The organism is Nocardia sp. NPDC050710, assembly GCF_040654375.1.
In the GTDB taxonomy this organism is placed as follows: Bacteria; Actinomycetota; Actinomycetes; order Mycobacteriales; family Mycobacteriaceae; genus Nocardia.
Genome location: NZ_JBFAHV010000014.1, coordinates 49,551 through 74,019 on the forward strand (window position 1 = coordinate 49,551; position 24,469 = coordinate 74,019).

21 protein-coding genes are annotated in these 24,469 nt (G+C 66.7%); 10 read left to right on the forward strand and 11 right to left on the reverse strand.

What is annotated here, in order from left to right; translation table 11 throughout:
• Positions 1-34 precede the first annotated feature (34 nt).
• Positions 35-421: a VOC family protein gene (locus AB0H61_RS22830; protein ID WP_357307648.1), complete on the forward strand. Its 387-nt coding sequence runs from the start codon at positions 35-37 to the stop codon at positions 419-421.
• Between the two features lie 17 nt (positions 422-438).
• Here AB0H61_RS22830 and AB0H61_RS22835 read toward each other — a convergent pair whose 3' ends face one another.
• Entirely contained in the window at positions 439-1,542 is a 1,104-nt protein-coding gene (locus AB0H61_RS22835) for a hypothetical protein (protein WP_357307650.1), read from the reverse strand.
• Positions 1,543-1,580: 38 nt separating this feature from the next.
• A complete protein-coding gene (locus AB0H61_RS22840) occupies positions 1,581-2,927 on the reverse strand; it encodes a wax ester/triacylglycerol synthase family O-acyltransferase (protein ID WP_357307652.1) in 1,347 nt (448 codons plus the stop codon).
• Positions 2,928-3,142: 215 nt separating this feature from the next.
• Between AB0H61_RS22840 and AB0H61_RS22845 the strand changes: the two genes are divergently transcribed.
• Positions 3,143-3,319, forward strand: a complete 177-nt coding sequence (locus AB0H61_RS22845; RefSeq protein ID WP_357307654.1) for a hypothetical protein — start codon at positions 3,143-3,145, stop codon at positions 3,317-3,319.
• A gap of 59 nt (positions 3,320-3,378) precedes the next feature.
• Here the strand turns inward: AB0H61_RS22845 and AB0H61_RS22850 are convergent, their stop codons facing one another.
• On the reverse strand, positions 3,379-4,176 hold the full coding sequence (locus tag AB0H61_RS22850) for a DUF2470 domain-containing protein (RefSeq protein ID WP_357307656.1): 798 nt from the start codon (positions 4,174-4,176) through the stop codon (positions 3,379-3,381).
• Between the two features lie 279 nt (positions 4,177-4,455).
• On the opposite strand from AB0H61_RS22850, the gene AB0H61_RS22855 reads away from it, so the two are divergent.
• A complete protein-coding gene (locus AB0H61_RS22855) occupies positions 4,456-5,550 on the forward strand; it encodes a hypothetical protein (protein WP_357307658.1) in 1,095 nt (364 codons plus the stop codon).
• A gap of 268 nt (positions 5,551-5,818) precedes the next feature.
• Here AB0H61_RS22855 and AB0H61_RS22860 read toward each other — a convergent pair whose 3' ends face one another.
• From AB0H61_RS22860 to AB0H61_RS22870, 3 genes are all read right to left on the reverse strand, one after another.
• A complete protein-coding gene (locus AB0H61_RS22860) occupies positions 5,819-6,823 on the reverse strand; it encodes an SMP-30/gluconolactonase/LRE family protein (protein WP_357307660.1) in 1,005 nt (334 codons plus the stop codon).
• A 587-nt stretch (positions 6,824-7,410) separates the two neighbouring features.
• On the reverse strand, positions 7,411-8,127 hold the full coding sequence (locus AB0H61_RS22865) for a metal-dependent hydrolase (RefSeq protein WP_357307662.1): 717 nt from the start codon (positions 8,125-8,127) through the stop codon (positions 7,411-7,413).
• A 167-nt stretch (positions 8,128-8,294) separates the two neighbouring features.
• Positions 8,295-10,547: a serine/threonine-protein kinase gene (locus tag AB0H61_RS22870; protein ID WP_357307664.1), complete on the reverse strand. Its 2,253-nt coding sequence runs from the start codon at positions 10,545-10,547 to the stop codon at positions 8,295-8,297.
• A 184-nt stretch (positions 10,548-10,731) separates the two neighbouring features.
• Here AB0H61_RS22870 and AB0H61_RS22875 point away from each other — a divergent pair, with 184 nt between their 5' ends.
• The gene (locus AB0H61_RS22875; protein ID WP_357307666.1) at positions 10,732-11,376 is read left to right on the forward strand and encodes a hypothetical protein; all 645 of its coding nucleotides are present in this window, start codon (positions 10,732-10,734) and stop codon (positions 11,374-11,376) included.
• 105 nt (positions 11,377-11,481) lie between these two features.
• On the opposite strand, the gene katG is transcribed toward AB0H61_RS22875, so the two are convergent.
• From katG to AB0H61_RS22890, 3 genes are read right to left on the reverse strand one after another with little or no spacing between them, the layout of a single operon-like run.
• Entirely contained in the window at positions 11,482-13,713 is a 2,232-nt protein-coding gene (gene katG, locus AB0H61_RS22880; protein ID WP_357307668.1) for a catalase/peroxidase HPI, read from the reverse strand.
• Between the two features lie 36 nt (positions 13,714-13,749).
• Entirely contained in the window at positions 13,750-14,190 is a 441-nt protein-coding gene (locus tag AB0H61_RS22885) for a Fur family transcriptional regulator (protein ID WP_357307670.1), read from the reverse strand.
• A gap of 52 nt (positions 14,191-14,242) precedes the next feature.
• Complete coding sequence (locus AB0H61_RS22890) at positions 14,243-14,488, reverse strand: hypothetical protein (protein WP_357307672.1); 246 nt, start codon at positions 14,486-14,488, stop codon at positions 14,243-14,245.
• Positions 14,489-15,305: 817 nt separating this feature from the next.
• Here AB0H61_RS22890 and AB0H61_RS22895 point away from each other — a divergent pair.
• The 5 genes from AB0H61_RS22895 (at position 15,306) to AB0H61_RS22915 (ending at position 20,338) form a co-directional block, all read left to right on the forward strand.
• Positions 15,306-17,033: an enoyl-CoA hydratase-related protein gene (locus AB0H61_RS22895; protein ID WP_357307674.1), complete on the forward strand. Its 1,728-nt coding sequence runs from the start codon at positions 15,306-15,308 to the stop codon at positions 17,031-17,033.
• A gap of 87 nt (positions 17,034-17,120) precedes the next feature.
• Positions 17,121-17,666, forward strand: a complete 546-nt coding sequence (locus tag AB0H61_RS22900) for a carboxymuconolactone decarboxylase family protein (protein WP_357307676.1) — start codon at positions 17,121-17,123, stop codon at positions 17,664-17,666.
• 194 nt (positions 17,667-17,860) lie between these two features.
• Positions 17,861-18,754: an SGNH/GDSL hydrolase family protein gene (locus tag AB0H61_RS22905; protein WP_357307678.1), complete on the forward strand. Its 894-nt coding sequence runs from the start codon at positions 17,861-17,863 to the stop codon at positions 18,752-18,754.
• A gap of 1 nt (position 18,755) precedes the next feature.
• Positions 18,756-19,415, forward strand: coding sequence for a class II aldolase/adducin family protein (locus AB0H61_RS22910; RefSeq protein WP_357307680.1), 660 nt, complete (start codon positions 18,756-18,758; stop codon positions 19,413-19,415).
• Positions 19,412-20,338 (forward strand): PfkB family carbohydrate kinase, encoded by a 927-nt coding sequence (locus tag AB0H61_RS22915; protein ID WP_357307682.1) that lies wholly within the window; start codon positions 19,412-19,414, stop codon positions 20,336-20,338. The genes AB0H61_RS22910 and AB0H61_RS22915 overlap by 4 nt, the downstream gene beginning before the upstream one ends.
• Positions 20,339-20,434: 96 nt before the next feature.
• Here AB0H61_RS22915 and AB0H61_RS22920 read toward each other — a convergent pair whose 3' ends face one another.
• Complete coding sequence (locus AB0H61_RS22920) at positions 20,435-21,004, reverse strand: hypothetical protein (RefSeq protein WP_357307685.1); 570 nt, start codon at positions 21,002-21,004, stop codon at positions 20,435-20,437.
• A gap of 63 nt (positions 21,005-21,067) precedes the next feature.
• Here AB0H61_RS22920 and AB0H61_RS22925 point away from each other — a divergent pair, with 63 nt between their 5' ends.
• Positions 21,068-22,378, forward strand: coding sequence for an NAD(P)/FAD-dependent oxidoreductase (locus AB0H61_RS22925; protein ID WP_357307687.1), 1,311 nt, complete (start codon positions 21,068-21,070; stop codon positions 22,376-22,378).
• Here the strand turns inward: AB0H61_RS22925 and AB0H61_RS22930 are convergent.
• Complete coding sequence (locus AB0H61_RS22930; RefSeq protein WP_357307689.1) at positions 22,341-24,458, reverse strand: BTAD domain-containing putative transcriptional regulator; 2,118 nt, start codon at positions 24,456-24,458, stop codon at positions 22,341-22,343. The genes AB0H61_RS22925 and AB0H61_RS22930 overlap by 38 nt on opposite strands.
• Between the last annotated feature and the right edge of the window lie 11 nt (positions 24,459-24,469).

The following is a 24,469-nucleotide window of genomic DNA, read 5'->3' on the forward strand; positions in this document are numbered from 1 at the left end:
CATGCCGCCGGGGTGCGGCGGATACCGTCGGCGCATGGAGTTCCTCGGGATCCACCACGTCGCGATCATCGCCTCGGACTACGCGAAATCGAAGGAGTTCTACACTCGGACCCTCGGGCTGGAGGTGATCGCCGAGGAGTACCGGCCCGAACGCCGCTCGTACAAACTCGATCTGGCGATCCCCGGCGGCAGCCGCATCGAACTGTTCTCCTTCCCCGTCACCCCGCCGAGGCGGACGCGACCGGAGGCCGCGGGCCTACGGCACCTGGCCTTCGCGGTCCAGGATGTCGCCGCCACCCTGGACACCCTCGCCGCACGGGGCGTCCGCACCGAAGAACTGCGCGTCGACGCATTCACCGGCAAGCGCATGGCGTTCTTCTTCGACCCCGACGACCTGCCCCTCGAGCTGTACGAGATGTAAGTCCCAACGCGCCGCAGCTACGGCGTATAGCGCAGGATCGCCGCGAGCGGAGCGTTGTCCGGGATATCGACGGTGCGCACGGCGAGCACTCGAGCGCCGGAAAGAAGTGCGCGCCGGCAGACTTCATCGAGCACATCCGGCGCCTCGGTGGTCACCGCGAAGGTCACCGCGCCATCGTCGGGGGACAGGGTGCCCGGCACGGTGGCATCGATATCGACCAGCAGGGTGTCGACCGTGCCGAAGGCCGCCGCACGGGCGATATCGGCGATATCGGTGGTCGCGCGTCCTTCGGCACGTCGGTTGTCGAAAAGTGCTGTCAGTTCCGCGAGTTCAGCCGCGTACTGCGCGTCGAGAACGGTGCGCGCACTGGCGGCCAGCTCCTCGTCCGACAGGTGTTCGGGATTTCCGGCGATGCTTTCGTCCAGCAGTCGGTGGTAGCTGTTGACCGAACGGAACAACGCGTCGGTGGGTTCGGTGGCGGCCAGGATGAGCGGGACGTCGCGGCCCGAGAGGATAGAGCGCAGTTCACGATCGACGGCGCGCGCGTACTGACGCACTCGCAACTTACGACCCTCCCCGCCTTGGACGCGTCCCTTCGCTGCGCGATCGCCGAGCCCGGTCTCGTGCGCGTAGTCGGCGGCACTGGTGGGCAGCCCCGCCACCGGAACGTCCTGCGCGGGCCGGTCGGGCGTGACCTCCACCAAGCGCACGGAACCCTCGGCGAGCGCGAGGACGAACGCCGTCTGTGGGAAGGTGATCGTGCGCAGCAGAGGTTTGAGCGAGAAACGGTCGCCGACGGTTTCGGCCTCGCCGAGCAGATTGGGCACCCGGTACGTGCGCATCCGGCTCGGGGTGGCGTGCACGGCCAGAGTGTGGGACTGGTAGCGCCAGAAGTCCTCGTCATCGATCAGGTCCTCGAATTCGAGTTCCAGCGCGGCACGCGCATCAGAATCAGCGATCAGGTCCAATGCCTGGCGCGCCTGATTGGAGAAGGCGACGCGGTTCTTGTCCGGCGTCGGGGTGTCGCTTTCGGTGGGGGTATAGATAGAGACGCACCATGGCGCGACAATCGACGCCAGCGCCTGAATCTCGCCCCGGGTGGGAATATCGGTATGCAGCACGACCGCCTCCACGGTGGGTGTGTCCGGTTCTGTTCGACTCAGCAGTGCTGTTCCAACGCCATCAGAGAGTTGTCGAGATGATCGAGGAGCCGGTGCAGGTCCGGGAGCGCCAGACGGCAGCCGGTCAGGCCGAAGTCCAGGGTTGCGGCGTTGCTGGTGACGGTGATATTGGCGGCGACGCCGTGTACGGGAATCGACATCGGGTACGTAGCGTCCAGGCGTGCGCCCATCCAGTAGAGGGCATCCTGCGGTCCTCGCACATTGGAGATCACGACGTTGAACGGCGGGTTGGTCCGTGATCCGAGGCCGGGCAATTGAGACAGGGTGAGCGGGCTCAGCAGCAGCGCGGAGAGAGCCATCGCCTGGACACCGGACAGACTGCGGTAGAGGTCCTTGCCGCGCCGCATCGACTCGGAGATCCGCTGCAATCGCTGAATCGGATCGGCGACATCGGTCGCCAGGCCACATAGTAGCGCGGCGATCTGGTTGCCGGATGTCTCTTCGTCGTGGTCGTCGCGCAGCGAGACCGGGACCATCGCCACCAACGGCTTGTCGGGCAACGCATTTCGTTCCGACAGATAGGCGCGCAGCGCACCGGCCGACATGGCGAGGACGACATCGTTGACCGTCGAGCCGGTCGCCTTCTTCACCTGTTTGATCCGTTCGAGCGGCCACGACCGGCCCGCGCATCGCCGCGCCGCACCGACAGGCACGTTGAATATGGTCCGCGGCACGTCACCGGGAGTGATCAGCTGGTGTTCGAGCAGCGCGGCGCGCGCGACCCGCAGGACCGCGGGTCCGGAGGCGGCCGCCGACTGCACAGTGTGGGCCGCGACATCCCTCAGCGACCGCGACACCGGCCGGCGATGACGGGCCCTCGGCAGATTCCAGGGCGCGCGAGCCTCCTCCGAGGCCGGGTCGTCGGTCAAGGTCTCCTGGAGCAGCCGCAGCGCGGAAACTCCGTCCATCAGCGCGTGGTGCATCTTCGAATAGAACGCGAACCGCCCGTCACGCAAGCCTTCGACCAGGTGCATCTCCCACAGCGGGCGGTTGCGGTCGAGCAACGTGCCGTGCAATTGGGAGGTCAGTTCGAACAGCTCATCCGCGCCGCCCGGGCTCGGCAGCGCCCAGCGCCGCACGTGATAGCCGAGATCGACCTCGCAATCGGTGGACCACATCAGCTGGGTTCCGAACGCGCCAGCCGGGCGGGTCCGGAACCGGGGATGCAGCGACGACTCGGCCAGCAGCGTGTCGTAGGCCGCGTGCGCGAAATCCGGGCCCGCGTCCGGCGGCGGCTCGAACAGCAGAACGGAACCGACGTGCATGGGGTTGGCATGCGATTCGGCGAGCAAGAACATGGCGTCTACCGGCGAAACGAACTTCATGGCGAGTTGCCCCTCACGACGATGGTGAAGCGTTGCAACGAATTCGATCGACCTCGCCGATCAATTTACCCGACCGGCCGGTTCGAACAGGTGATATGACGATCAGCGCGTGAGCCTTCACGGTGAAGCGTGCCATTACCGCGCCGCGTTCAGGTCGGCCGGTATGTTCTGACCGGGTCGAATCGGGGCAGGACGGTGTGGGATCGGGAGCTGACGTGACAGGTAAGGCAGACGGTTTCGCCGCGCGCCGGAACGAGCTCACCGATCCGCGACCGCGCCGCCTCCTGCGGGCCGCGGCCGAACTGTCCGGTCCGTCGCTGGACCTCCGGATCGTCCTCCCCGGCAGGCTACGGCGGGCCGAGGGCCTCGCCCGCGACATCGCCGAACTCTGAACCGTCGAAGCGGCCGCACTCCCGGTCCGGACCCCTCGGTGCCAGAGCTGCCGAACCGATCAGGACTCCCGTGAACGACGCGCCAATTCCACGGTCGCCGCACGCAGTTGGTCGATTCCGTCGATCGGCTCCGCATAACCCACCCGAGTCCGTGCCACACCACGCGGCGTCCTCACCCGCAGATCCAACCCGTACCGGTCGGCCCGCTCACATGCGGCCTCCGTGGCATCCGGATAGCCGCCGAGAACCCGGGCCATGGACAACAGCGCGTCCGCGTGATCATCGTTGAGATGATCGATCGCTCGGGCCGCGACCGGCACGATCGGATCCGGTGCGGCCGAGGCGTACTGCTCGGCGCTCGCCGAATCCATCCGCCCGTACCCGCCGACCCAGCGAATCCGGTGCACCCGCAACACCCACAGCGAGAAGTCGCTGTAGTCGATGTAATGCTCAGCAGCGGGCACCGCCGCCAGATGCGCCTCCCGCGCCGCCACCGCCTCGTCACCCACCGGACGCTCGACCACACCGGCGAGCGTGATGCGGGTGCCCGCCAGCGGATCGGCGGGCGGATCCGGCGCCACCACCGCCACACTCGCGCGTGCATCCGCGGCCAGATTCCGCCCGTGCTCGGCCATCCGCGACACACACAACACCGGCTGACCATCCAGCAACCCGTAGGTGACGAACGACGCCCACGGCGACCCGTCCGCGCTCAGGCTCGCCAGCGTCGCGATATTCGTCGCCGCCGCAACGGTTCTCGCCTCCTCGGCCGCCGAAGGCCGGGCCGGATTCACCACCGGGGCGGTCGGCATCGGGATCGAAGGCGCATCGCCCGGGTCACCGTGATCGAGAGTCATCTGCCGTCCTTGGTCGCCGTGCCGGGGCCCGCGCCCGACACCTGCCATCGATTGTCGCATCGCACCGGCCCGTACTACCGATCCGGGCCGAGTGCACACCGCCACGGGTTTCGGCGCACATCCGCCCCACCCAGGCCGGAAAGTGCACGCCGAGCTCAGGTTTCGACATCGCGGCCGGGTCCCGGAAACCAGCGTGCCGAAAGGAAACGCCGGGCCTGGAACCGGCAATGGGTGGTATTGCGCGGGCGCGGCGGCGGCCGATGGGCAAGACTGAGCGGCGTGACCCGATACGCATTCGATGCCGACCGCAACGCACTTGTCGCCATTTGGGCGACCGGACGCGGCGACCTGGTCGAGACGGTGGCCGTACTGCCGCCGGTAAATCTGGACCAGGCAACCAGTTTGGCCTCGAATCTGACCACCCTGTCGCGATTCCATTGGCGCACCTACACCCATCCCGCCAGTGCGGCGGGCGACCCCGACGTACCCAACAGCGAGGCCTGGCGCCGCGCCGAGGAACGCCGGAACTTCAAAGAGGTCGAAGCCGGGCTACGCGCCCCGAACCTGCCCACCGACCAGGGGCTGGTCGTCTCCTACAGCGGCGTGGTCGAGTCCGCGCACCGCGTCGGCCGATGCCTGCACGGCATCGACGCCGATGCGTTGACCGAAACGATCGTCGCCGAGGTCCGGCGCGAACAGAGCGCCATCGAAAACGCCGAACTCGGCGACCTGTCCGGCCGCTCCCGCCAAGCCGTCGAGATGTCCCGCCCGGACGTGTCGCCCGCCCAGGTACAGGCCGCCGACGAATTGCTGCGCGCCGACCCGCTCGGCTCACTCGAACTGTTCACCGAACTCGACCCCGCCTCGGCCTCCGTCGCCGCCGCACACTGGCTGTACGCCGCGGCGGAGGTGGCGGGCGAACTCGCCGAGGTACCGACCGCCGAAGTCGTGGTGGAAGCCGACGACATCGAAGCGTTGCAGGTCGACACCCCGACCCTGATACTCGAGCGGCTGGTCGCGGGGGAGACCCCCACCGATATCGTGGTCGACCTGATCGCCGAGGCCATGGCGGTCTCCGAGGGACATGTGCCCGCGCCGTGGGCCGTCGTCGCCCGCGTCGCCGAAATCGAAGAGCAGGCCCGCAAATACGACGTCGACAGCGCGACACGCGCCGCGCTGCTCGCCGAATTCCGCATCAGCCGCCTCGACCCCGTCCGCCCCGCCCTCGACCTGTTGGAAGACCTGCTCGACGGCATCCGCGGCTGCCTACTCCTGTACACGGCGCACAGCGCGGGCGACGACGCCGATATCGAGGACCAGTTCGCGATCGACGTGCGCGCGGAGGCGGACGCCAACTCCGACCAGCTGTTCTGACCCGAGGTCGCCGAAAGCCGGGCGCCATGGATCGCTGGCGGACACCGGGTTGCGGAGGGTGAACGGGCAGCCCGAGTGTTCCAGCCGCTCAGCCGGATTCGGCCGCCCGTCGCGCCGACGCCTCGTCGCGACCCCCGCAACGCCATGTAGACGGCTTTGTGGTTGAGCAGCGTGAAGTGGTTGGCGCCGGGCAGATGTAAGCCGTTGGAATCCTCGAAACCGACCGCGATTGAGGCGTGCGTACCAAAAGTGCCGTGCGGGCGTGGATTCAAGAGGGAACCCGCGCCACCGCCACCGCCGATTCCGTGAGGCTTCCGAGATATAACGTGCCCTCGTGTTCCACCACGCCGGTCACCATCGAGAAATCGGTGCCCGAGGTCTGCAGATCATGCACAACGGTGCCGTCGAAGTCGACGGCCTGCACCCATACGGTCCGCTTCGGCTTGGGACGCAAGCGGTCCGGTAGCGCCCACACCAGGCGACGCAGCACGCCGGGCAGGGGCAGCAGGCGGTCCAACAGTGGATCGCGCGGCGCGGGAAGCGTGATCCACACCAGCCCGTCACTGCCGAGCGCCATATTGTCCGGGAAGCCGGGCAGATTCTCGATGAGCAGGTCGTGCGTACCCGCCTTGGGGCCGGTGAGCCAGTACCGTGTCACGCGATAGGCGCCGGTCTCGGCGACGACCACACAGGAGCCATCGGGAGCCAGGACCACCCCGTTGGCGAATTGCAGCCCGTCGAGCAAGGTTTCGACCTTGCCTGTCGGATCGCGGCGCAGCAGGCGTCCGGTTCCGGAGTGTTCCAGCAGGTCGCCCATGTACTCGTGGAGTGAGTAGCGGCTCGTCGACGACGAGAAATAGATGGCGCCGTCCGAAGCGCGGACCACATTGCTGGCGAACGGGAATCGCTCACCGTCCACCTCGTCGACCAGAACCTCGAGGTCGCCGTCGGGATCCCAGTGCAAGAGCCCGCGGGCGAAATCGCAGATCAGAATCGAACCGTCGGTATCGGCGTGCAAGCCGAGGGGTCGGCCGCCGGTGTTCACCAGGGTGCGGACGGTGCCGTCGGCGGGATCGATGCTCAGGATCGAGCCGTCGTCGACTCCCGCGATCAGCCGACCATCGGGGGTCAGGACCACGTCTTCGGGTCCTTTGCCCGGCAGCTCGATTCTCCGGATCGGGGGGAGGGGAGGGGTGCTGGTGATCTCGCGGGCGCGAACCGGGGCGGGTGGGGGATTCCAGCGCTGGGGTTGCATGGTGGGGCCTGCGGTCATGGGCTCAGGGTAGCCCCGCGGGTCATGGTCGATCCTCGGAATGCAAGCAGCCTCAGCGGATCTCGAAACAACATGAAGATACGTAGATATGCGCATCTATGCATGTGTCCCAATCATTGACACCGTGGCAGTAGGACGGCCGGTCACCCAAGAACAGCAAAGAGGGAAGGGGGTGGCGGGTGGTAGCAGATTGGTATTGCTGGCCGCCGATCCAAGCTCGGATTTCGCTGGGGAGTATCGGGTCGGTACCCGGGGGAGCGCGGAGCTTCGAGCGGTAGGCTCGTGCTGCGCCAACGGTCTTGCGCAACTTCGATAGTGCGGAGGCTCGGGTTGTTGGATCGGTGGGATTGTGGCTCGTTTCGCGGAGCCACCGATTCGTAAGATCGCGATATTTGGCTATGCGTATTGATGCATGTCGAAATATGCTGTAAACCGTCACCCACAGATCACCTGATGAAGAGAACCGCATGGACGGCAAGGGGATTCGATCGTTCGTAGCCGAGGTGGAACGATCTCAGTGAGATCTGGTCCTCCGCTCGGGCAATTGTGTGGTGCGACAGGCGCTGTCGCACCACACCGGACCGCTCTCAGGGCTGCTGTGTGATGGTGTACCACAGCACCGCGAGGGTGCCGAGTACGAATAATGGTGAGATCACCCAGGTCTCGACCTTATTACCGGTGCGCTCGATGATCGGCACCCGCACTTTGATATCGAGTGGCCAGAAGAGTCGGCAGCCGCGGTCGGTCAGGCAGTCGCCGAGGAGGTGGGCGAGGGCGCCGAGTCCGACGGAGAAGGGCAGCCAGGCGGGCTTGTCGGAGATCCAGTGGTCCATGGCGAAGGTGCCCGCGACCGCGAGGACTATGACGGTGCCCCACGCTCGGAATCCGTCGCCGCTCGGGCACAGGTGCAGCGCGCGCACGGCCAAGGCCAGTAGGAAGAAGACAAGTCCCAGGGTGAAAGGCCTGCCGAGCCAGTGTTCGCCCGCCCAGGTTCCAAAGGCCACCGCGGCGACGAAGGCCAATGAATGCGTGCCAGCCCGGTGTCCGCCGGAGACCTTCGAGATGAACTTGCACAGGACGTACGACACTGGTCCGAGCACGTGCGCGATAGAGCTGTTGGGGTGATCCGCGTCGGGGAGCAGCGCCGCTCCGGCCGTGAGGAATGTGCCGAGCAGCAGCTCGACCGTCCCGATATGTCCGGTGCCCGCCTGCACGGCCGGATAGGTCAATACGGTGATGGGCAGCGCTGCCGCCGCCCCCGACCAGGCCAACGCGCCACTGGTCGCATGTGAATGTCCAAGCACTGCTCAACGTTAGTTGAACAGGCGACCATCCTGTACCGAGCCGAAGTCTCAATGGTGCTGGGGGACTGGATAATCCGGAGGTGTAGTCAGCATCACCCCGGCGTACGCGCCGGATTCGTCTGCTCGGACGCCGATTTCGCTCCGCTAGGGGTTCGTCGTGCCGATGCTTATACGCGGGTGGCCGGATGGACGATGCGCCCCAGCGCGCGGAGATCGGAATCGAGGCTGAAGAACACCCGCACCGCCCCGAGGAAGGCGATGAGCGCGCCGACCGACAGCCCCACGATCGTTCCGACGACCATGCGCTGCTGTTCGGCGGTGAGAAATACGAGACCTGCAGCTACCCCGACGAGTGGCACCGAGGCGGCGACGCCCAGGTAGGCCCGACTGTGGCGGGCCGTGCGGCGCAAGTGGTTCCAGTCGTCGGGTACGGGATGCCCGGCGGTGAGCAGGCTGGGGTAGTACCAGCGGACCACGAAGAACGTCACCGGGAAGTAGGTGTAGACGACTGCGACGACGGCCGCGACGAGGTGCGAGATGATGAGGTTGGCGAACAGGCCGGGTGACAGGTCGGCAGTCCGGTGCAGTTGCAGGACGAAGATCGCCAACGTGATGACCCATCCGGCGGTGCTACTCGCGGTGATGCGGTCACCGCAGGCGAGGGTGTCCCGGCGGGCACGCGCCAACGTGGTCTCGTCGAACTGTTTACCGCGGCGCAGGCCCTGCGGCACCAGGAATACCAGTCGGCACCAGTACAGCAGCAGTACAACGCCGAGCGGGTAGACGCTCAGTGCGAGCGTCCGCGCGAGGTCGTTGATCTGAGTCCAGGCTTCGGCGGTGAGTTCCCGGTGGAGGAGCGTCGTGTTGTGCACGGCGAGGTAGAGGGAGGCGAGCAGCTGTCCGATTGCCGCCGACAGTGTGACGACGGGGAACGGGCGCAGCCGCAGCCGCGCGCGGATGCTGTGGGAGGGCGGGGCGACCAGATCGCGGGCGGTTCGGTCCAGCGTGACGTCGAGTTGGTGTGCGAAGTCGGCGGCGGTCGCATAGCGGTCGTCCGGGTCGGGGGCGAGGCAGGTCAGCAGCGCCTGCCGGAGTATGGGCGGGCAGTCCGCCGGGGCGGCGGCGATGTAGCGCGGATCGACCGGTCTGTTGCGGCGCTCGATCATGCGCTCGAGCGAGGTAGCGGATTCGCCGACATCGAATTCGTCGTCGAAGGGGAGTCGGCCGGTCAGCAGTTCCCACAGGACGACGGCGAGCGCGTAGAGATCGCTGCGTGTGTCGAGGTCGGCGGCGGTCGTATCGCGGACGGGGTGGCAGGCCGCCAACTGCTCCGGTGACATGTAGGAGAGCGAACCGCCGAAATAGGCGGCCGGACTGGCGCCGGGGATGTGGCGGCTGAAACTGATGTTGAAGTCGGCCAATTTCGGTTGCCCGTCCGCCGTGAGCAGAACATTCGCGGGTTTGATATCGCGGTGCAGCACGCCGGTGTGATTCGCGTAGTCCAGCGCGGTGGCCAGTCGGCTGCCGATCCAGGCGACCGTCTCCGGCCAGCTCAGGTTCGCCAGTTCGGTTCTGGTGCTCGACGGTTGCGGATCGAACATGCCGCTGGAGACTACGGCGGCATCGACGGCGTCCAGCAGCAGACGGCCGGAGCGCCGGTCGATCGGGGTGCGTCGGAGCTGTCGCAGGACCCCGAGCAGTGTTCCACCGGGTACGTATTGCATGTACATGAGGCGAAGCTGTCGATCGGGGATACGGCGCTGATCGAAGACCCGGACGATGTGCTCATGGTCCAGTTGGGCGAGGGTCTGTGGTTCGCTGCCGCGGTCCGGGGATATCTTCACCGCGACCAGGCGCTGCATGGACAGCTGCCGGGCGAGGTAGACGCGGGCGAAGGCGCCTTGGCCCAGGGGGAGCAGCAGGTCGAAATCGTCGACCGTCGAACCGGTTTCGATGGTGTCTAGCGTTGCGTCGGTATCCAAGTCCGACAGCAGTGTGGTCTGGAACTTCGTGGCGTTGGGTGGCTCGCCGATCCGAGCGAGTTGTTCGGAGTAGTCCCTTTCGTACTCGTCCAGATCGACCGTCTCGGCCAGCGCCCGACTGCGGGCGCGGATCTCCTCGTAGATGAGATCCGGGGGCAGTGGAGCGGTGTCGAGTTCCGGAAATTGCCGCCGATAGTCCGCGAGACGCTTACCGTGCTGGTAGCGCAGCCAGCGGTAGTGCAGGTCCACCTTGATGAGCTCGATCAGCGCCGAGCGGCGGAATCCGGCCGCGGCCTCCGGTACGTGCGCGGCCAGATCGGGCGGTTCGGTGGACGCCCGCCACGCATTGTCGAATGCGGCGACCAGGTGCCGCAGTGCGGTCTGCGTCGCCGTCGCACGATCCACACTCGGTTCCGGTGCCATCGCGTCGATGCTCATACCCACCGTCGATCCGCTCGATCGAACATCCGGCTGTCCCCGACATCGAACGATCTTCATCCGTCACGCCACTTGCGCGCGAGGAGTCCGACCGTTACATCCATTCTCCGGCACGCCCACCGCATTCCGCGATAGCGCTGACCGGGCCGGTAGGCTCGGGACACCGATCCAGGGGGAGTTTCCAATGCGTAGTTTTCCGGTCAGAACACCGGTCGACGCCGAGGCCGTCGAGTTCTGCGACCTCTGGGGCCCTTGGGCGGTGCTGACGCCGACCGATGTTGCCGAGGTGCTGATGCCCCTGTCGGCATCCTGGTGGATCTGTGGTGGCTGGGCCATCGACGCGTTCACCGGCACCCACCGCGAACACAGCGATATCGACGTCTCGATCTTCCGCTCGGACATCCCCGCCTTGCGGAAGGCAATCGGGGGACAGCTGCACATCTGGTCCGCGGGTGAAGACGGCATCCGCCCCGTGGACGACCGCTTCCCCGAGGTCCCCGCCACCGCGGATCAGGTCTGGCTCCGCGAAAACGCCCGTTCACCCTGGCTCATCGATATGCTCCTGAACCCCGGTCAGGACGGCAACTGGGTGAATCGCCGCGACCCGGCGATGGCCATCCCACTGGAAGAAGCCACCTGGCGTGACGCCCACGGCATCCGCTACTTGAACCCCGAGTTCGCCCTGGCGTTCAAGGCCAAACACAATCGGCCCAAGGATCTCGCAGACCTCCACCGCACCCTCCCGCGTCTGAACCCCGACGCGCGGGCAACGGTCCGGGCGTACCTGCGGTCCCACCACCCGGACCACGACTGGCTCGCCACCGTGTGACGCGGAGACCCGACCCCCAGAAGCAATCCCGTCGCGCGGAAGAAAGGGCGGCACCCCGCGAACTCGGTCGGTTCGCGGGGTGCCGGATCGGTTATCGGGATGTGGTCAGGCGAGGTCGAAGCGGTCGAGGTTCATCACCTTGGTCCATGCGGCGATGAAGTCCTCGACGAACTTCTGCTTCGCGTCGTCGGTCGCGTAGACCTCGGCGAGGGCGCGCAGTTGCGAGTTCGATCCGAAGACCAGATCGGCTCGGCTGCCGGTCCACTTCACCGCACCGGTGGCGCGGTCTTTGCCCTCATAGGTGCCGTCGTCGGCCGCCGACGGTGCCCACTCCGTGCCCATGTCGAGCAGGTTCACGAAGAAGTCGTTGGTCAACAACCCGGGGGTCGAAGTGAATACGCCCAGCGGCGACTGCTGGTAGTTCGCGCCCAGCACGCGCAGACCACCGACGAGCACCGTCATCTGGGGAGCGCTGAGGGTCAGCAGGTTCGCCTTGTCGATGAGCAGGTATTCGGCCGGGAGCCGGCTGCTCTTGCCGAGGTAGTTGCGGAAGCCGTCGGCATTCGGCTCGAGTGCGGAGAAGGACTCCACATCGGTCTGCTCCTGCGCGGCGTCGGCACGTCCCGGTGTGAACGGCACTTCGACGTCGTAACCGGCAATCTTGGCGGCCTGTTCGATCGCCGCGACGCCGCCCAGCACAACGAGATCGGCGAAGGACACCCTCGTGTTCCCGGTCTGGGCCGAGTTGAAGGACTCCTGGATACCCTTGAGCGTGCGCACCACCTGCGCGAGCTCGTCGGGGCTGTTGACCTCCCACCCGCTCTGCGGCTGCAGGCGGATTCGTCCGCCATTGGCGCCCCCGCGCTTATCGCTGCCGCGGAAGGACGATGCCGCCGCCCACGCGGTCGAAACGAGTTGCGCGACAGTCAGACCCGACGACAAGATCTGGCTCTTGAGCGCGGCGATGTCGTCGGCTCCGATGAGATCATGCGTCACCGCGGGGACGGGGTCCTGCCACAGCAGCGCCTCCTGCGGAACGAGCGGCCCGAGGTAGCGGGTGAGGGGTCCCATATCGCGGTGGGTCAGCTTGTACCAGGCCTTGGCGAACTCGTCGGCGAGTTCCTCGGGGTGGTCGAGCCAGCGACGGGTGATCTGCTCGTAGACGGGGTCGACGCGCAGCGAGAGGTCCGTTGTCAGCATCACCGGGGTGTGGGTCTTCGACGGGTCGTGGGCGTCGGCCACGGTGCCCGCCCCGGCGCCATCCTTGGGGATGTACTGCCATGCACCGGCGGGGCTCTTGGTCTTCTCCCACTCGTAGCCGTACAGCGTCTCGAGGAAGCTGTTGTCCCACTGGGTGGGGGTGGGTGTCCACGTGCCCTCGAGGCCGCTGGTGATCGCGTCCTTGCCGACGCCGGTCCCGAAGGAACTGCGCCAACCGAGACCCTGCTCCTCGAGTGGCGCGGCCTCGGGCTCGGGGCCTACGAGGTCGGCATCTCCGGCACCGTGAGTCTTGCCGAAGGTGTGGCCGCCGACGATGAGCGCCGCCGTCTCGACATCGTTCATCGCCATGCGGTGGAAGGTCTCGCGGATATCGGTGGCCGCGAGCAGCGGATCCGGATTGCCGTTGGGTCCTTCCGGATTCACGTAGATCAGACCCATCTGCACCGCGGCCAGCGGACGCTCGAGGTCCCGAACGCCGGTGTAGCGCTCGTCGGCGAGCCAGGTCTGCTCCGGACCCCAGTAGACGTCCTCTTCGGGCTCCCACTGGTCGACACGGCCGCCGCCGAATCCGAAGGTGTCGAAGCCCATCGACTCCAACGCCACGTTGCCGGCGTAGACGATCAAGTCGGCCCAGGAGAGTTTCTTGCCGTACTTCTGCTTGACCGGCCACAGCAGACGGCGAGCCTTGTCGAGGCTCGCGTTGTCGGGCCAGCTGTTCAGCGGCGCGAACCGCTGCATACCGGCGCCGGCTCCGCCGCGGCCGTCGTTGATGCGGTAGGTGCCGGCGGCATGCCAGGCCATACGGATGAACAGCGGTCCGTAGTGGCCGTAGTCGGCGGGCCACCAGTCTTGTGAGGTCGTCATCACGGCCTCGATGTCCTGCTTCACCGCGGCCAGGTCGAGGGTTCGGAATTCCGCGGCGTAGTCGAAGTCCTCGCCCATGGGATTGGCGACGGCCGGGTTTTTCTGCAGGATTTTCAGATTGAGCTGATTCGGCCACCAGTCACGGTTACCGCCGGCCTCGGTCGGGTACTTGCGGCGACCGGACGTGACGGGGCAACCACCTTCAGCAGGTTCCGTGCTGGCTTCTCCGATGGGCGGATGTTCCTCGGTCACGGCATATCCTTTCGGGCTGAGTGAATCGGGCTGTGATCACAAATGTGATCGGGTGTGAGATGTCGAGCAGTCGGGGCACAGACCCCAGTAGATGACCTCGGCCTCGTCGAGGACGAAACCGTTGCTGTCCGACGCTGTCAGGCAGGGCGCGTCGCCGACGGCGCATTCGACATCGGCGATGACGCCGCAGGACCGGCATACGACGTGGTGGTGGTTGTCGCCGACGCGCGTCTCATAGCGCGCCACCGAGCCCATCGGCTGGATGCGCCGCAGCAGGCCGGCTGTGGTCAGTGCTCGGAGCACGTCGTATACGGCTTGATGGGACACCGTGCCGAGGGTTTCGCGCACGCGACCGAGGATCGAATCCGTATCGGAATGGGGGTGGTTGTGCACCGCGGTGAGCACCGCGACCCGCGGTGCTGTCACTCGCAGAGCGGCCCCACGCAACATTCGTTCGAAATCCGCGGTGGTGGACACATTACTAAATCTTAGTCATTCAAGTCTGCGATGGGTGGGATTCGCGGAAACATTATCTGTACAGGGGGAGTCCTCCGGGTTGGTCGGCGATCTGCTCGATGAGGTACCGCCAGATCCCGTCCTCGGGGTCGGCCGTCAAGGGCCAGTCGTTGTCGAACCGGTCCCAGCGCAGGGAACAATGCGCGTCCGTTTCGGCGGCACTCTTGGCGTGATCCAGAGCCATATAGGTGCCCAGTGGTTCTTCCTCGGTGCCGCAGTGTTCGCAGCTGTGCACCTTACGAACTCTGTACCGACCCATGTAGTCGACGATAGAGCGGTTGCGCTCGAAGCTGTCCGCAGCGCTCACATACGAGGGGTTTCGGAGGTGCCGTCAGCCGTCGTCGGACTTGCCGCCCAGCTGCGATGACGCCTGAATCGCCATGCTGGAGAAGAGCCTGCCCGAGAACCCGAACAGCAAGGCGAGCGCCAGGGCAATCGGCGTGGACGGCTTGGCTCACGCGTCAAGTAACCGACTGCTCGCAACCCGTGTCATCTGCGGTTCATCAAGGGAAGCCGAAGAATCCGGGTATGGTAATCGGCGTCCGATTCGCGAAGTGACACGCTGGTTCCTGGTCGATTGCTCTCAGATCAAGACGTCTAGGAGGAGCTCATGGCGGGTTGTGTTCAGGCTGCGGCATCGAGAATATCGTGCCCTGACGGATGCGGTGTTCTCTCTGTACCTCCGACTGCGCGACATCGAGGGAGAGCGATGCGGCGGTTACTTGACATAATGTAGATTATCGGCGTTACAAAGGCGGCGGCCGGAAGTGGCTTGTGGCTGCGAATGTTGTTGCGGTGTGCGATGTTCCGGATCTGTCGCCGTGTATCGGCTCTCGCCCGGCTCCTCAGGGCTTGCTGTTTTGTCGCGTGTTTGCCGCGCGGTCCCCTTGCCGTGAATAATCCCTGATGGAAATTTTCCTGCGGTCGGAGGCTTGCGTCGAAATATCTTGGATTCGGCCAATATTCGACTAGCTACACTCCTCTCCCGACTCGGCAACCTTCCTCCATTTCGTCACAGTGACGAATTGCCGGGTGGTGTCCGACGGTGGTTTCGGTGCCGAGAAAGGCTGTATCGCATGGTCCAGCGAATCCTATTGCTCACAAGCGCCGACAATGGGCTGACTCAGCGAACCGCGCTGGTTCTGCAGCGCACCGGCCGGACCGTGCGCACCGCGGTCGTAAGCAACGAAGCGGATATGCAGACCGCTGTCGACACCGCCGATTTCGACCTCATCGTTTGCCCGTACCTTAAAATACGCGTGCCGCGGCACATTACGAACCGCTGGATCACCATCATCGTGCACCCCGGACCGATAGCCGACCGCGGCCCCCATTCCCTCGACTGGGCTTTGGCCGAGGGTGAGCCGCGATGGGGTGTCACCGCCCTCGGCGCCACCGACGAACTCGACGCAGGGCCGATCTGGGCCTGGCGCGAGTTCGCTGTCCCCGATCGGATCACCAAGAGCGCGCTGTACTCCACCGCCGTTGCGGACGCCGCGGTCGAATGCATACTGGAGGCTGCTGATCGAGCCCGCGATCCTGCATTCACCCCGCTCGATCAGGGTCAGGCGCCGCGACCGATACCGCATGCCCGGGCCAGGCCACCGATGCGTCAGTGCGACCGCGCCTTCGACTGGGCCGATGACCCCGACGCCATCCTGCAACGCATACGCGCCTCCGACGGCTCCCCCGGCGTGCGCACCACCCTCGCGGGGCGACTCGTCCACCTCTTCGATGCCCACCCTGGACGCCGAATCCACCCGGGCGTCCAACCGGGTACGATCACCGGTCGCCGCCATCACGCCATCGAAATCGCTTGCGGCACAGGCGCAACGATCTGGATCGGACACCTCCGACCCGCCGATGCGGCCTGCAAAGGACCCGCGGTCACGGTACTGAGCAAACTCGGATTGTCCCCGCTGGCCATCGCGAAAGCCCCAGGCACTGACGGGCATGATATCCGGTTTCAGACCAACGGCTACGTCGGCACGATCACCATCGACAGCTACAACGGCGCCTTCGACACCAATTTCTGTCGCCGCCTGGCGGCGACGATCCGCGCTGCCGCCAGCCACCCCATCAAAGCTCTCGTACTCCGAGGAACCGATAACCCCCACTGGTCCAACGGAATCCACCTCGGTGCCATCGAGTATGCGGACCACCCCGCGACCGAGGCATGGGAAAACCTGCACGCCATCAACGAAATCTGCAGCACCCTGCTGCAAAGCACGGCCCACCTGGTCACCATCGCGGCCCTCACCGGCTCCGCTGGTGCCGGCGGGGTCATGCTCGCACTTACTGCCGATGTCGTCGTTGCCCGCAACCGGATCCTGCTCAACCCGCACTACGCCAACCTCGGGCTCACTGGCTCAGAGTTGAGCACCTACACCTTGCCCCGCCGGGTCGGACCGCACCTCGCGCGCAAGCTGCTCGCCGACTGCCTTCCGGTCGACGTCGCTCAGGCTGCCGATATGGGGCTAGTCGACGCCGTCGGCCCCGACACCGACTTCGATCCCTGGCTCGACGACCTCATCCACACCTACTGCGATGAGACCCGCTGGACCCGCACCGTCGATGCCAAACAGGACCGACTCGCCGCCGACCGCGCGGATAAACCCCTCAACGCCATCCTGGCCGAGGAACTCGCCGAGATGTCACGCGACATCTTCGATAACCGATCGGACTTCAGCGCCAGGCGATATGACTTCCTCGGCAAGAACCGAAGGCCATCATCGGACGGTCACATGGCGCTGACGTCGGCTGCTGCTCCCCTGGATGTCGAAGATCCCTGGCGAATCGGGTGAAGCCGTTGTCTCTCGTCTACTACAAGGCGTAGTGTTTGTATCGAGAGTCCGGGCGGAGGGCTCGGGCGATGACCTCAGGGGTGGCTTATGCGGGTGATCGAGCGGATGCGGCATTACCTGGTGGTCCTCGGGAGTGCGAAGCGGAATCGGGTCGACCTCGGTGGATGGTTGATTCGGCGGCCGCAAGTGCTGTTCGGGACGATGGTGTACGAGCTCATGCTGATGTTCTCGAACCGGTTGGATCCGAAGCTCAAGGAATTGGCGGAGTTGAAGACAGCCGGGTTGATCAATTGCGAATTCTGTTTGGATATCGGTTCGGCGCTGGCGCATTCGAGTGGTGTGACGGAGCGGCAGCTCGTCGATTTGCCCCGATACAAGACCAGTGCGGTCTATAGCGATCTGGAGAAGTCGGTACTGGCGTTCGCGGAGGCCATGACGACTACGCCCGCGGTCGATCTGGAAGAGTTGCGCGCCGAGTTGTTGACCCATTTATCGAAGGGGCAATTGGCTGAATTGGCGGCGGCGATTGCCTGGGAGAATCAGCGAGCGCGGCTCAATCAGGCGCTGGGCGTGCGCCCGACCGGAATGGCGGAAGGTATGGCCTGCGCACTGCCGGAGCGTTCGGCGCGGTGAGTCATTGTGTTGGCACGACTACGAATTCGGTCCTGGTCGTGTCTCCCCCGGCTCTCCCGTGACCCTACCTTATAACGTCACTGTGACGGTTCCGTGTGGGTGAACTTCGGTGTTGCGCTGCGAAAACGCTCGGCGGCTGATACTTTCACCAAAGCTGGACGTACGTCCATATAACGGCGGATTCGTGGAGTGGCATGAACAAGGCAACGGTGGCTTTGGTGGCATGCGCGGCGATCGGATTCGGGACACCGGCGGCCCCCGCCGATGCTGCCCCGACATTCGGTGAGTATGTGGCACTGGGTGATTCGTGGGCGGCGGATGCGACCCTCAATCCGGATCGGACCACCGAGGAATTCGTGCCCCTGGGTTGCGCGCAGAGCCGCGGGAACTACGCCAAACAGGTCGCGGCCGCGCTGGAGGTTCCGGTGTTCCGCGACGCGTCCTGCGGTGGCGCGGTCACCGACGATATGACCGGCAGTCAGGGCGCGCAGCGGGGAATGCCGCTCTGGTCGAATCCACCGCAATTCGATCGGCTCAGCCCGGCAACGGATTTGGTGACCATACTGATCGGCGGCAATGACGCGGGCCTGGCCGCGGCGGTGGCAACCTGCCTGACGGTGGATCCGACGGCCGCGCCGTGCGTGGGCTCGTTCGTCGCGAACGGTGTGGACCGGATGTCGGCGAATATCGCCGCGGCGGAACCGAAAGTCGCCGCGGCCGTTCAGGGGATTCGGGCGCAGGCACCGCGGGCGCGGATCCTGCTGCTGAACTATTTCAAGAGTGTCGGGACCGAGGGCGGATGTTTTCCGGCGGTGCCGATCTCGGATGCCGACGCGCGATGGCTGGGCGGCAAACTGATCGAGCTGAACACCATGCTGGCGCGGGTGGCCGAGGCGACCGGCGTGCAGTTGGTCGACACCTATGCCACCAGCGACGGCCACGATGCCTGTCAGGCACCCGGGGTGCGCTGGGCCGAGGGGCTGGTGCCGTTCACCAGCGATCCGGTAGGTCCGGCCGTGCCGTTCCATCCGAATCAGCTGGGTGCCGACCATCAAGCACGCAGCGTGCTGGCGGCGGTGGGTCGCTAGCGTGTCCGCGCCGCTGGATCGGGTGCGTGCGGAGATCGTCATCGCCTGCCGGTCATTGGCTGCCGAGGGGCTGGTGCTCGGTACGGCGGGCAATATCAGCGTCCGGGTCGGTGAACTGATCGCGATCACGGCCACCGGCGCGGATTTCGCGACGCTCACCACGGAGGAGGTCACCGTGGTGGATTCCGCGGGCGCGGTGCGGCACGGCACGCTCGCGCCGACATCAGAGCTCGATCTGCATCTGGGCGTCTATCGCGGCACCGACGCGGGTGCGGTCGTGCATACGCATGCGCCGTCGTGTGTTGCGGTCGGTCTGATCGTCGACGAATTGCCCTGTTTGCACTATCAGATGCTCACTTTCGGCGGTGTGGTCCGGGTGGCGCCGTACGCGACGTTCGGTAGCGCGGAACTGGCCGCGGCGGTGCTCACGGCGTTGTCGGGTAAGAGTGCGGCGCTGATGGCCAATCACGGCGCGGTCACCTATGCGGCGACGCTGCGGACCGCGCTCGAGTCGACGCGGTTGTTGGAGTGGGCGGCGGCGATCTATCTGCGGGCGGCGCCGTTGGGGCCGGTGCGCGGGTTGAGCGTCGAGGAGCAGACGGCGGTGATCACGCAGGCGATCCGGCGAAACTACGGCAGTACGAAGGATATCGGGACGTGAAGATCATCAGCCTGGGTGCGCACATCCTCGACGTGCTGGCCCGTCCGGTCGACACTATTCCGCCCGGACAGGGTTCGGCGCTGGTGGAACAGATCAAGGTGACCGCGGCGGGGACGGCGGGCGGCACCGCGGTGACGTTGGCGAAGCTGGGCGCGGAGGTGTTCTCGGCGGGCGCGGTCGGCCCCGACGCCGCGGGCCGGATGTTGCGGATGCTGCTGGAGGATCACGGTATTTCGACCGCGCATCTGCGGGTGCTGGCCGATCTGCAAACCTCGATGTCGGTGCTGCCGATCCGTCCGAATGGTGAGCGCCCCGCGCTGCACGTCGTCGGGGCGACGGCGGCGTATCCGGTGGAGGAGCTCCCGGCGGAGCTGTTCGCGGAAGTGACTTATCTGCATCTGGGGGGTCCGGAGTTCTTCGGTGGTGCGGTGTCGGCGTCGGTGCTGTCGCGGGCGAGGCGGCACGGGGTGGTCACGTCCGCGGATCTGCTGGCCCCGGGCAATCCCGGTCTGCTCGACTGGATCGCGGAGGCGCTCCCCCATCTGGATTACCTGCTGCCCAATGACGAACAGGTGCTCGGGTTGACCGGCGCGGCCACGTTGCTCGACGGGTGCCGGGCATTGGTGGACCGCGGCGTCGGTTGTGTCGCGGCCACCGCGGGTGCCGAGGGGGCGTTGGTGGTCACCCGTGACGGGCATACCGCCGTTCCGGCGTTCGAGGTTTCGGTGGTCGATACCACCGGGTGCGGGGACGCGTTCTCTGCCGGTTTCCTACGGGCGGTGGCGCTGGGCCGATCCCCCGATGTTGCGGCCCGGTTGGGTTGTGCGGTAGCCGGATTGGTCGCGGGCGGGCTCGGCAGCGATTACGGCGATTTCGATTTCGCCTCCGCCGACAAGTTCGCGAGATCTGCTGTCACACGTTAGTTCCAGGTGATCAAGTGCCTGGTCCTGGTTCGAGATGCACGACACCGGCACCGTCGGGTTGGCGGTGGGGTATGTGCGGCGGCGCGAGCGCGCCTACTATTCGGCGATCCCGATGGCGCGCCACGTTGCGTCGAGGACCTGTAGGCGGCGGGCTCGTGGCCACGGTGTGCCGTCGTCGAATGCGCCGATGACGAGGCCGTCGACGACGACGTTCAACAGGTCGGCGGCGTGCTGGACTTCGGTGATTCCGGTCTGCTCCACCATGTTTCGGATATGGGTGTCCCACCAGTCGTTGAAGGCGTCCAGCTCTGCGCGCAGGATCGGCTCGTTGGGGGCGCCGACGATCAGCGCGAGCCAGAACCGGTGGGTTGCTTCGTCGGCGGTCAGTACTGCCCATTCGACCAACGCGCGCAACGCGACTGCGCCGTGGCGGCCTGCCATCGCGGCCTCGGCTTGGCTGCGACGGACTTGGACCTCGCGCCGCACCGCGATTCGGAGCATCTCGTCTCGGCTGCCGACGTAATGGGTCACCGCCGAGGTCGACGCGCCAATGCGTTCGGCTACCGAGCGGATGGTCACCGCGGTGAAGCCTGTCTCGGTGGCGATGGTGACGACGGCGTCGCCGACGGCCGTGAGGCGGGCGGTGCGGTCGACGGCGCGGGGCATGGCCATAGCCTAACACTTATGCAACACTTGTTTTACAACATGTGTTGCATAAAGGAGTGGGTAATGGAACGCACGACAGTCGCGGTCATCGGCGCGGGGTTCGCGGGGTTGGCCGCGGCACGCGCCCTGCGTGCTCACGGCATCGACGTCCTTGTCCTGGAGGCGGCCGACCGCGTCGGCGGCCGCGCCCGGACTGAGCGTTCGGCCGCGGACACACCGGTGGATCTGGGTGCTCAGTGGATCGGGCACGACCACGCCCGAATGACCGCGCTCGCCGCCGAATTCGGCATGACCTTGTTCCCGACGCCGAAGGGCGGCAAAGCTCTCGTCCTCGACGGTTCCCGTCGGCTGCGGTTCACGCCACTCACCGCGGCAGCGACCGGCGTAGCGCTGGTGTGGCTGGAGTTGCTGGCGCGCACGGGCGCGAGCCGCCGTTGGGACGAGGTGACCGTCGCGGACTGGCTGGTCCGGATCCCCGGTGCGCGGGCACGCCGTGTGGTCGAGGTGATCGTGTCCGAAGCAGTCGCGTGCGACCTCGATCAGGTCTCCGTCGCCGCTCTCGCCCAGGGCATACGCTCGGCAGGAGGCCTACGGATCATGCTCGGCACGGCAGGAGGTGCACAGGAATCGCTGCTCTCCGGCGGGGCGGGTGGTCTGGCCCAAGCGATGGCCACCGGGCTGGGCGCCGCCGTTCACCTCGGGCGACCCGCCACCGCGATCACCCGGACGGCCGACGGCGTCACCGTTGCCACGTCGACCGGCTCGGTGCGTGCGGCGCGCGCGATCATCACCGTGCCCGCGCCCGTCGCGGCCTCGATCCGACACGATCCGCCGTTACCCGCCGAACGCCGACTCCCGCAGGACAACCTGCGGATGGGCACGATCTACAAGGCGATCGCTGTCTATCGCACTCCGTTCTGGCGTGAGCGTGGGCTCAGTGGCGAGATTATCTCTTTGGATGGGCCGGTGCCCGTCTCGTTCGACGCTTCACCGCCGGATGGCCCTGGCCACCTGTGTGTGCTGGTCCCCGGCCGGGCCGCCCGCGCACTGGATCAGCTCACCGGCACCGAGCGGCGAGACACCGTGCTGGCCGCATTGGCCGACCATCTCGGGCAAGCCGCCATGAATCCGCTGAGCTGGCACGAGAAGTCGTGGCACCACGATCGGCACGTCGGCGGCGGGTATTCCGCGATTCCGCGTCCGGGAGCGCTCGATGTGCTCACCGACGCCGCGACGCCGACCGGCACGATCCATTGGGCGGGCACGGAGACAGCGCAGCGCTGGACCGGCTATCTAGAAGGCGCGGTCGCATCCGGTGAACGCGCCGCGGCAGAAATCATTGCGGCACTTTCGAACCGGGTGTCGGCGCGCTGAGGCTTCCCGCCCGGGAAGAACGGTGCGGGACCGGGCGCACCCTCGAAGCGGTCGCGGCGGGTTCGAGGTGCGCGGGTTCGGCTGGGACCGACTGGGGATGCCGACGGCGGTGTGCGAGTTCGGTTGTCTCCCCGAGGTGTTCGAGGGCGTAGGCGCGGATCGATTCCAGCAGTGCGTAGTGCGTTCCGCCGGGGCCGTCGGTCATGGTGACGAGGGATCGATCGATCAGGCGGGTGAGGACGGGCAGTGCGTCGATACCGTCGGCCGCGACGGTGTGCACTGCGGTGGCGAGGGTGAAACCGTCCGCGTGTGTGGCCAGGTGGCTCAGGACGATCTGTTCGGGCTGCGTCAACAGCCGCCAGCTCCAGTCGATGGAGGCACGCAGCGAGCGGTGGCGTGCCGGTCCGCCGCGGCGACCGGTCAGGACGGCGAACCGGTTGTTCAGGCGTGCAGCCAGTTCCGTGACGCCGAGGGTCCGGACCTGGGTGGCGGCGAGTTCGATGGCCAGAGGGATTCCGTCGAGGTGGCGGGTGATGTCGGCGACCGCGGCGGCATTGTCCGGGGTCAGCCGGAATGAGGGTGCCGTCGCGGACGCACGCTCGACGAACAGATGTACGGCGGTGAAGGATGCCGGGTTGTCGCCCGAGGTGGTGGGGGTGGGAAGGGGTTCGACGGTCCACAGTCGTTCGCCGGGGATCGCGAGCGGTTCCCGGCTGGTGGCGAGGATGTGCACACCGGGCGCGGCTCGCAGTATCGCCTCGGCGACCGTCGCGACGGGTTCGATGACATGGTCGCAGTTGTCCAGAAGCAGCAGCAGCTGACGCGGCGCCAGCGCGGAGGTGAGGCGGCGCAGCGCATCGTCGGCCGGTTCGAGGTCCGACGGGTGGTGTGGCGCGTCTCGGGTGTCGGGAATGCCGAGGGTTCGGGCGATGAGCGCCACCAGGGTCTCGACGGAGGTCGCCGAGGTGTCGAGTTCGGACAATTCGATCAACCACATGCCGTCGCCGGTGGCGGTGCGCACTCCGAGCCGCGGCAGATCACCCTCCGACGGCAGTGCGATGGTGGTTCCCGTTCGACCGTGGTCGAACGCCGCACCCCCTTGAGGGGTGATGTGGGTGGCAGACGTCGGGATGTCACCACCGGTTGCGGAACAGCCGGTGCCGCGGGCGGCTTCCACCGCGAGGGCGGACTTGCCGACTCCACCGGGGCCGGTGAGGGTGAGCAGCCGCGTCGTCGTCATCAGCGCACGCACGCGAGCGATCGCATCGGTTCTCCCGATCAGCGTCGTCACGGCGGCGGGCAGATTCGTCGGGGTGCGGGTGCCGGTCGGGCGCAATGCGGGGTCCTGTTTGAGGATCGCCTCGTACAGGGCGGTCACCTCGGGGCTCGGATCCACGCCCAGCTCGTCGGCCAGCCGGGCGCGGTGCTCGAGGTAGGCGGCGAGCGCCTCGCCTTGGCGTCCGGATTGGTAGAGGGCGTGCAGCTGCACCGTGCGCAACCGTTCGCACAGGGGGTGGCGGGCGACGAGGTCGCCGAGTTCACCGGCGAGCGTGTGGTGTTCGCCGAGATCCAATCGTGCGCGGGCGTGCTCACCGAGGGCGGTCACCTGTTCCTCGTCCAGCGGGGTCGCGGCCGAACGGGCGAAGTCGTAGTCGGTGAAGTCGGTGTAGGCGGGTCCGCGCCACAGATCCAGCGCCTCCGACAGCAGTGTGGCGCGCGCACGAGGCTCCGTGGTGGTGTGGGCCTGGGCGACCAGGGCGCGGAAGCGGCCGGAATCGACGGCGTCGGAGGGGATCGCGAGCCGGTAGCCGGGAGGCTGGAACACGACAAGGTCGCGGGCGCCGGGTTCGGCGGTGTCGAGGGCGCGGCGCAGCTGGGACACCCGGGTTTGCAAGGTGGCGGTGGGGTTTCGTGGGAGCTGCTCGCCCCACAGATCCTCGATGAGCCGCTCGGCCGGGATCGGACGTCCCTCGGCGGCGAGCAGATCGGCCAGCAGCGCGCGGACCTTCACCTCCGGGATCGGCACCGGGGTGCCGTTCTCCGTCCAGACGGCCAGTGGGCCGAGCACCCCGAAACGCATACCGTCACGGT

What these genes read in the sequence shown, in the direction of transcription:
- AB0H61_RS22830 (WP_357307648.1), top strand. Translation starts at nt 35, where the DNA reads ATGGAGTTCCTCGGGATCCACCACGTCGCGATCATCGCCTCGGACTAC.
- AB0H61_RS22840 (WP_357307652.1), bottom strand. Translation starts at nt 2,927, where the DNA reads ATGAAGTTCGTTTCGCCGGTAGACGCCATGTTCTTGCTCGCCGAATCG.
- AB0H61_RS22850 (WP_357307656.1), bottom strand. Translation starts at nt 4,176, where the DNA reads ATGACTCTCGATCACGGTGACCCGGGCGATGCGCCTTCGATCCCGATG.
- AB0H61_RS22860 (WP_357307660.1), bottom strand. Translation starts at nt 6,823, where the DNA reads ATGACCGCAGGCCCCACCATGCAACCCCAGCGCTGGAATCCCCCACCC.
- AB0H61_RS22870 (WP_357307664.1), bottom strand. Translation starts at nt 10,547, where the DNA reads ATGAGCATCGACGCGATGGCACCGGAACCGAGTGTGGATCGTGCGACG.
- AB0H61_RS22875 (WP_357307666.1), top strand. Translation starts at nt 10,732, where the DNA reads ATGCGTAGTTTTCCGGTCAGAACACCGGTCGACGCCGAGGCCGTCGAG.
- AB0H61_RS22890 (WP_357307672.1), bottom strand. Translation starts at nt 14,488, where the DNA reads ATGGGTCGGTACAGAGTTCGTAAGGTGCACAGCTGCGAACACTGCGGC.
- AB0H61_RS22895 (WP_357307674.1), top strand. Translation starts at nt 15,306, where the DNA reads ATGGTCCAGCGAATCCTATTGCTCACAAGCGCCGACAATGGGCTGACT.
- AB0H61_RS22900 (WP_357307676.1), top strand. Translation starts at nt 17,121, where the DNA reads ATGCGGGTGATCGAGCGGATGCGGCATTACCTGGTGGTCCTCGGGAGT.
- AB0H61_RS22905 (WP_357307678.1), top strand. Translation starts at nt 17,861, where the DNA reads ATGAACAAGGCAACGGTGGCTTTGGTGGCATGCGCGGCGATCGGATTC.
- AB0H61_RS22920 (WP_357307685.1), bottom strand. Translation starts at nt 21,004, where the DNA reads ATGCCCCGCGCCGTCGACCGCACCGCCCGCCTCACGGCCGTCGGCGAC.
- AB0H61_RS22925 (WP_357307687.1), top strand. Translation starts at nt 21,068, where the DNA reads ATGGAACGCACGACAGTCGCGGTCATCGGCGCGGGGTTCGCGGGGTTG.
- AB0H61_RS22930 (WP_357307689.1), bottom strand. Translation starts at nt 24,458, where the DNA reads ATGCGTTTCGGGGTGCTCGGCCCACTGGCCGTCTGGACGGAGAACGGC.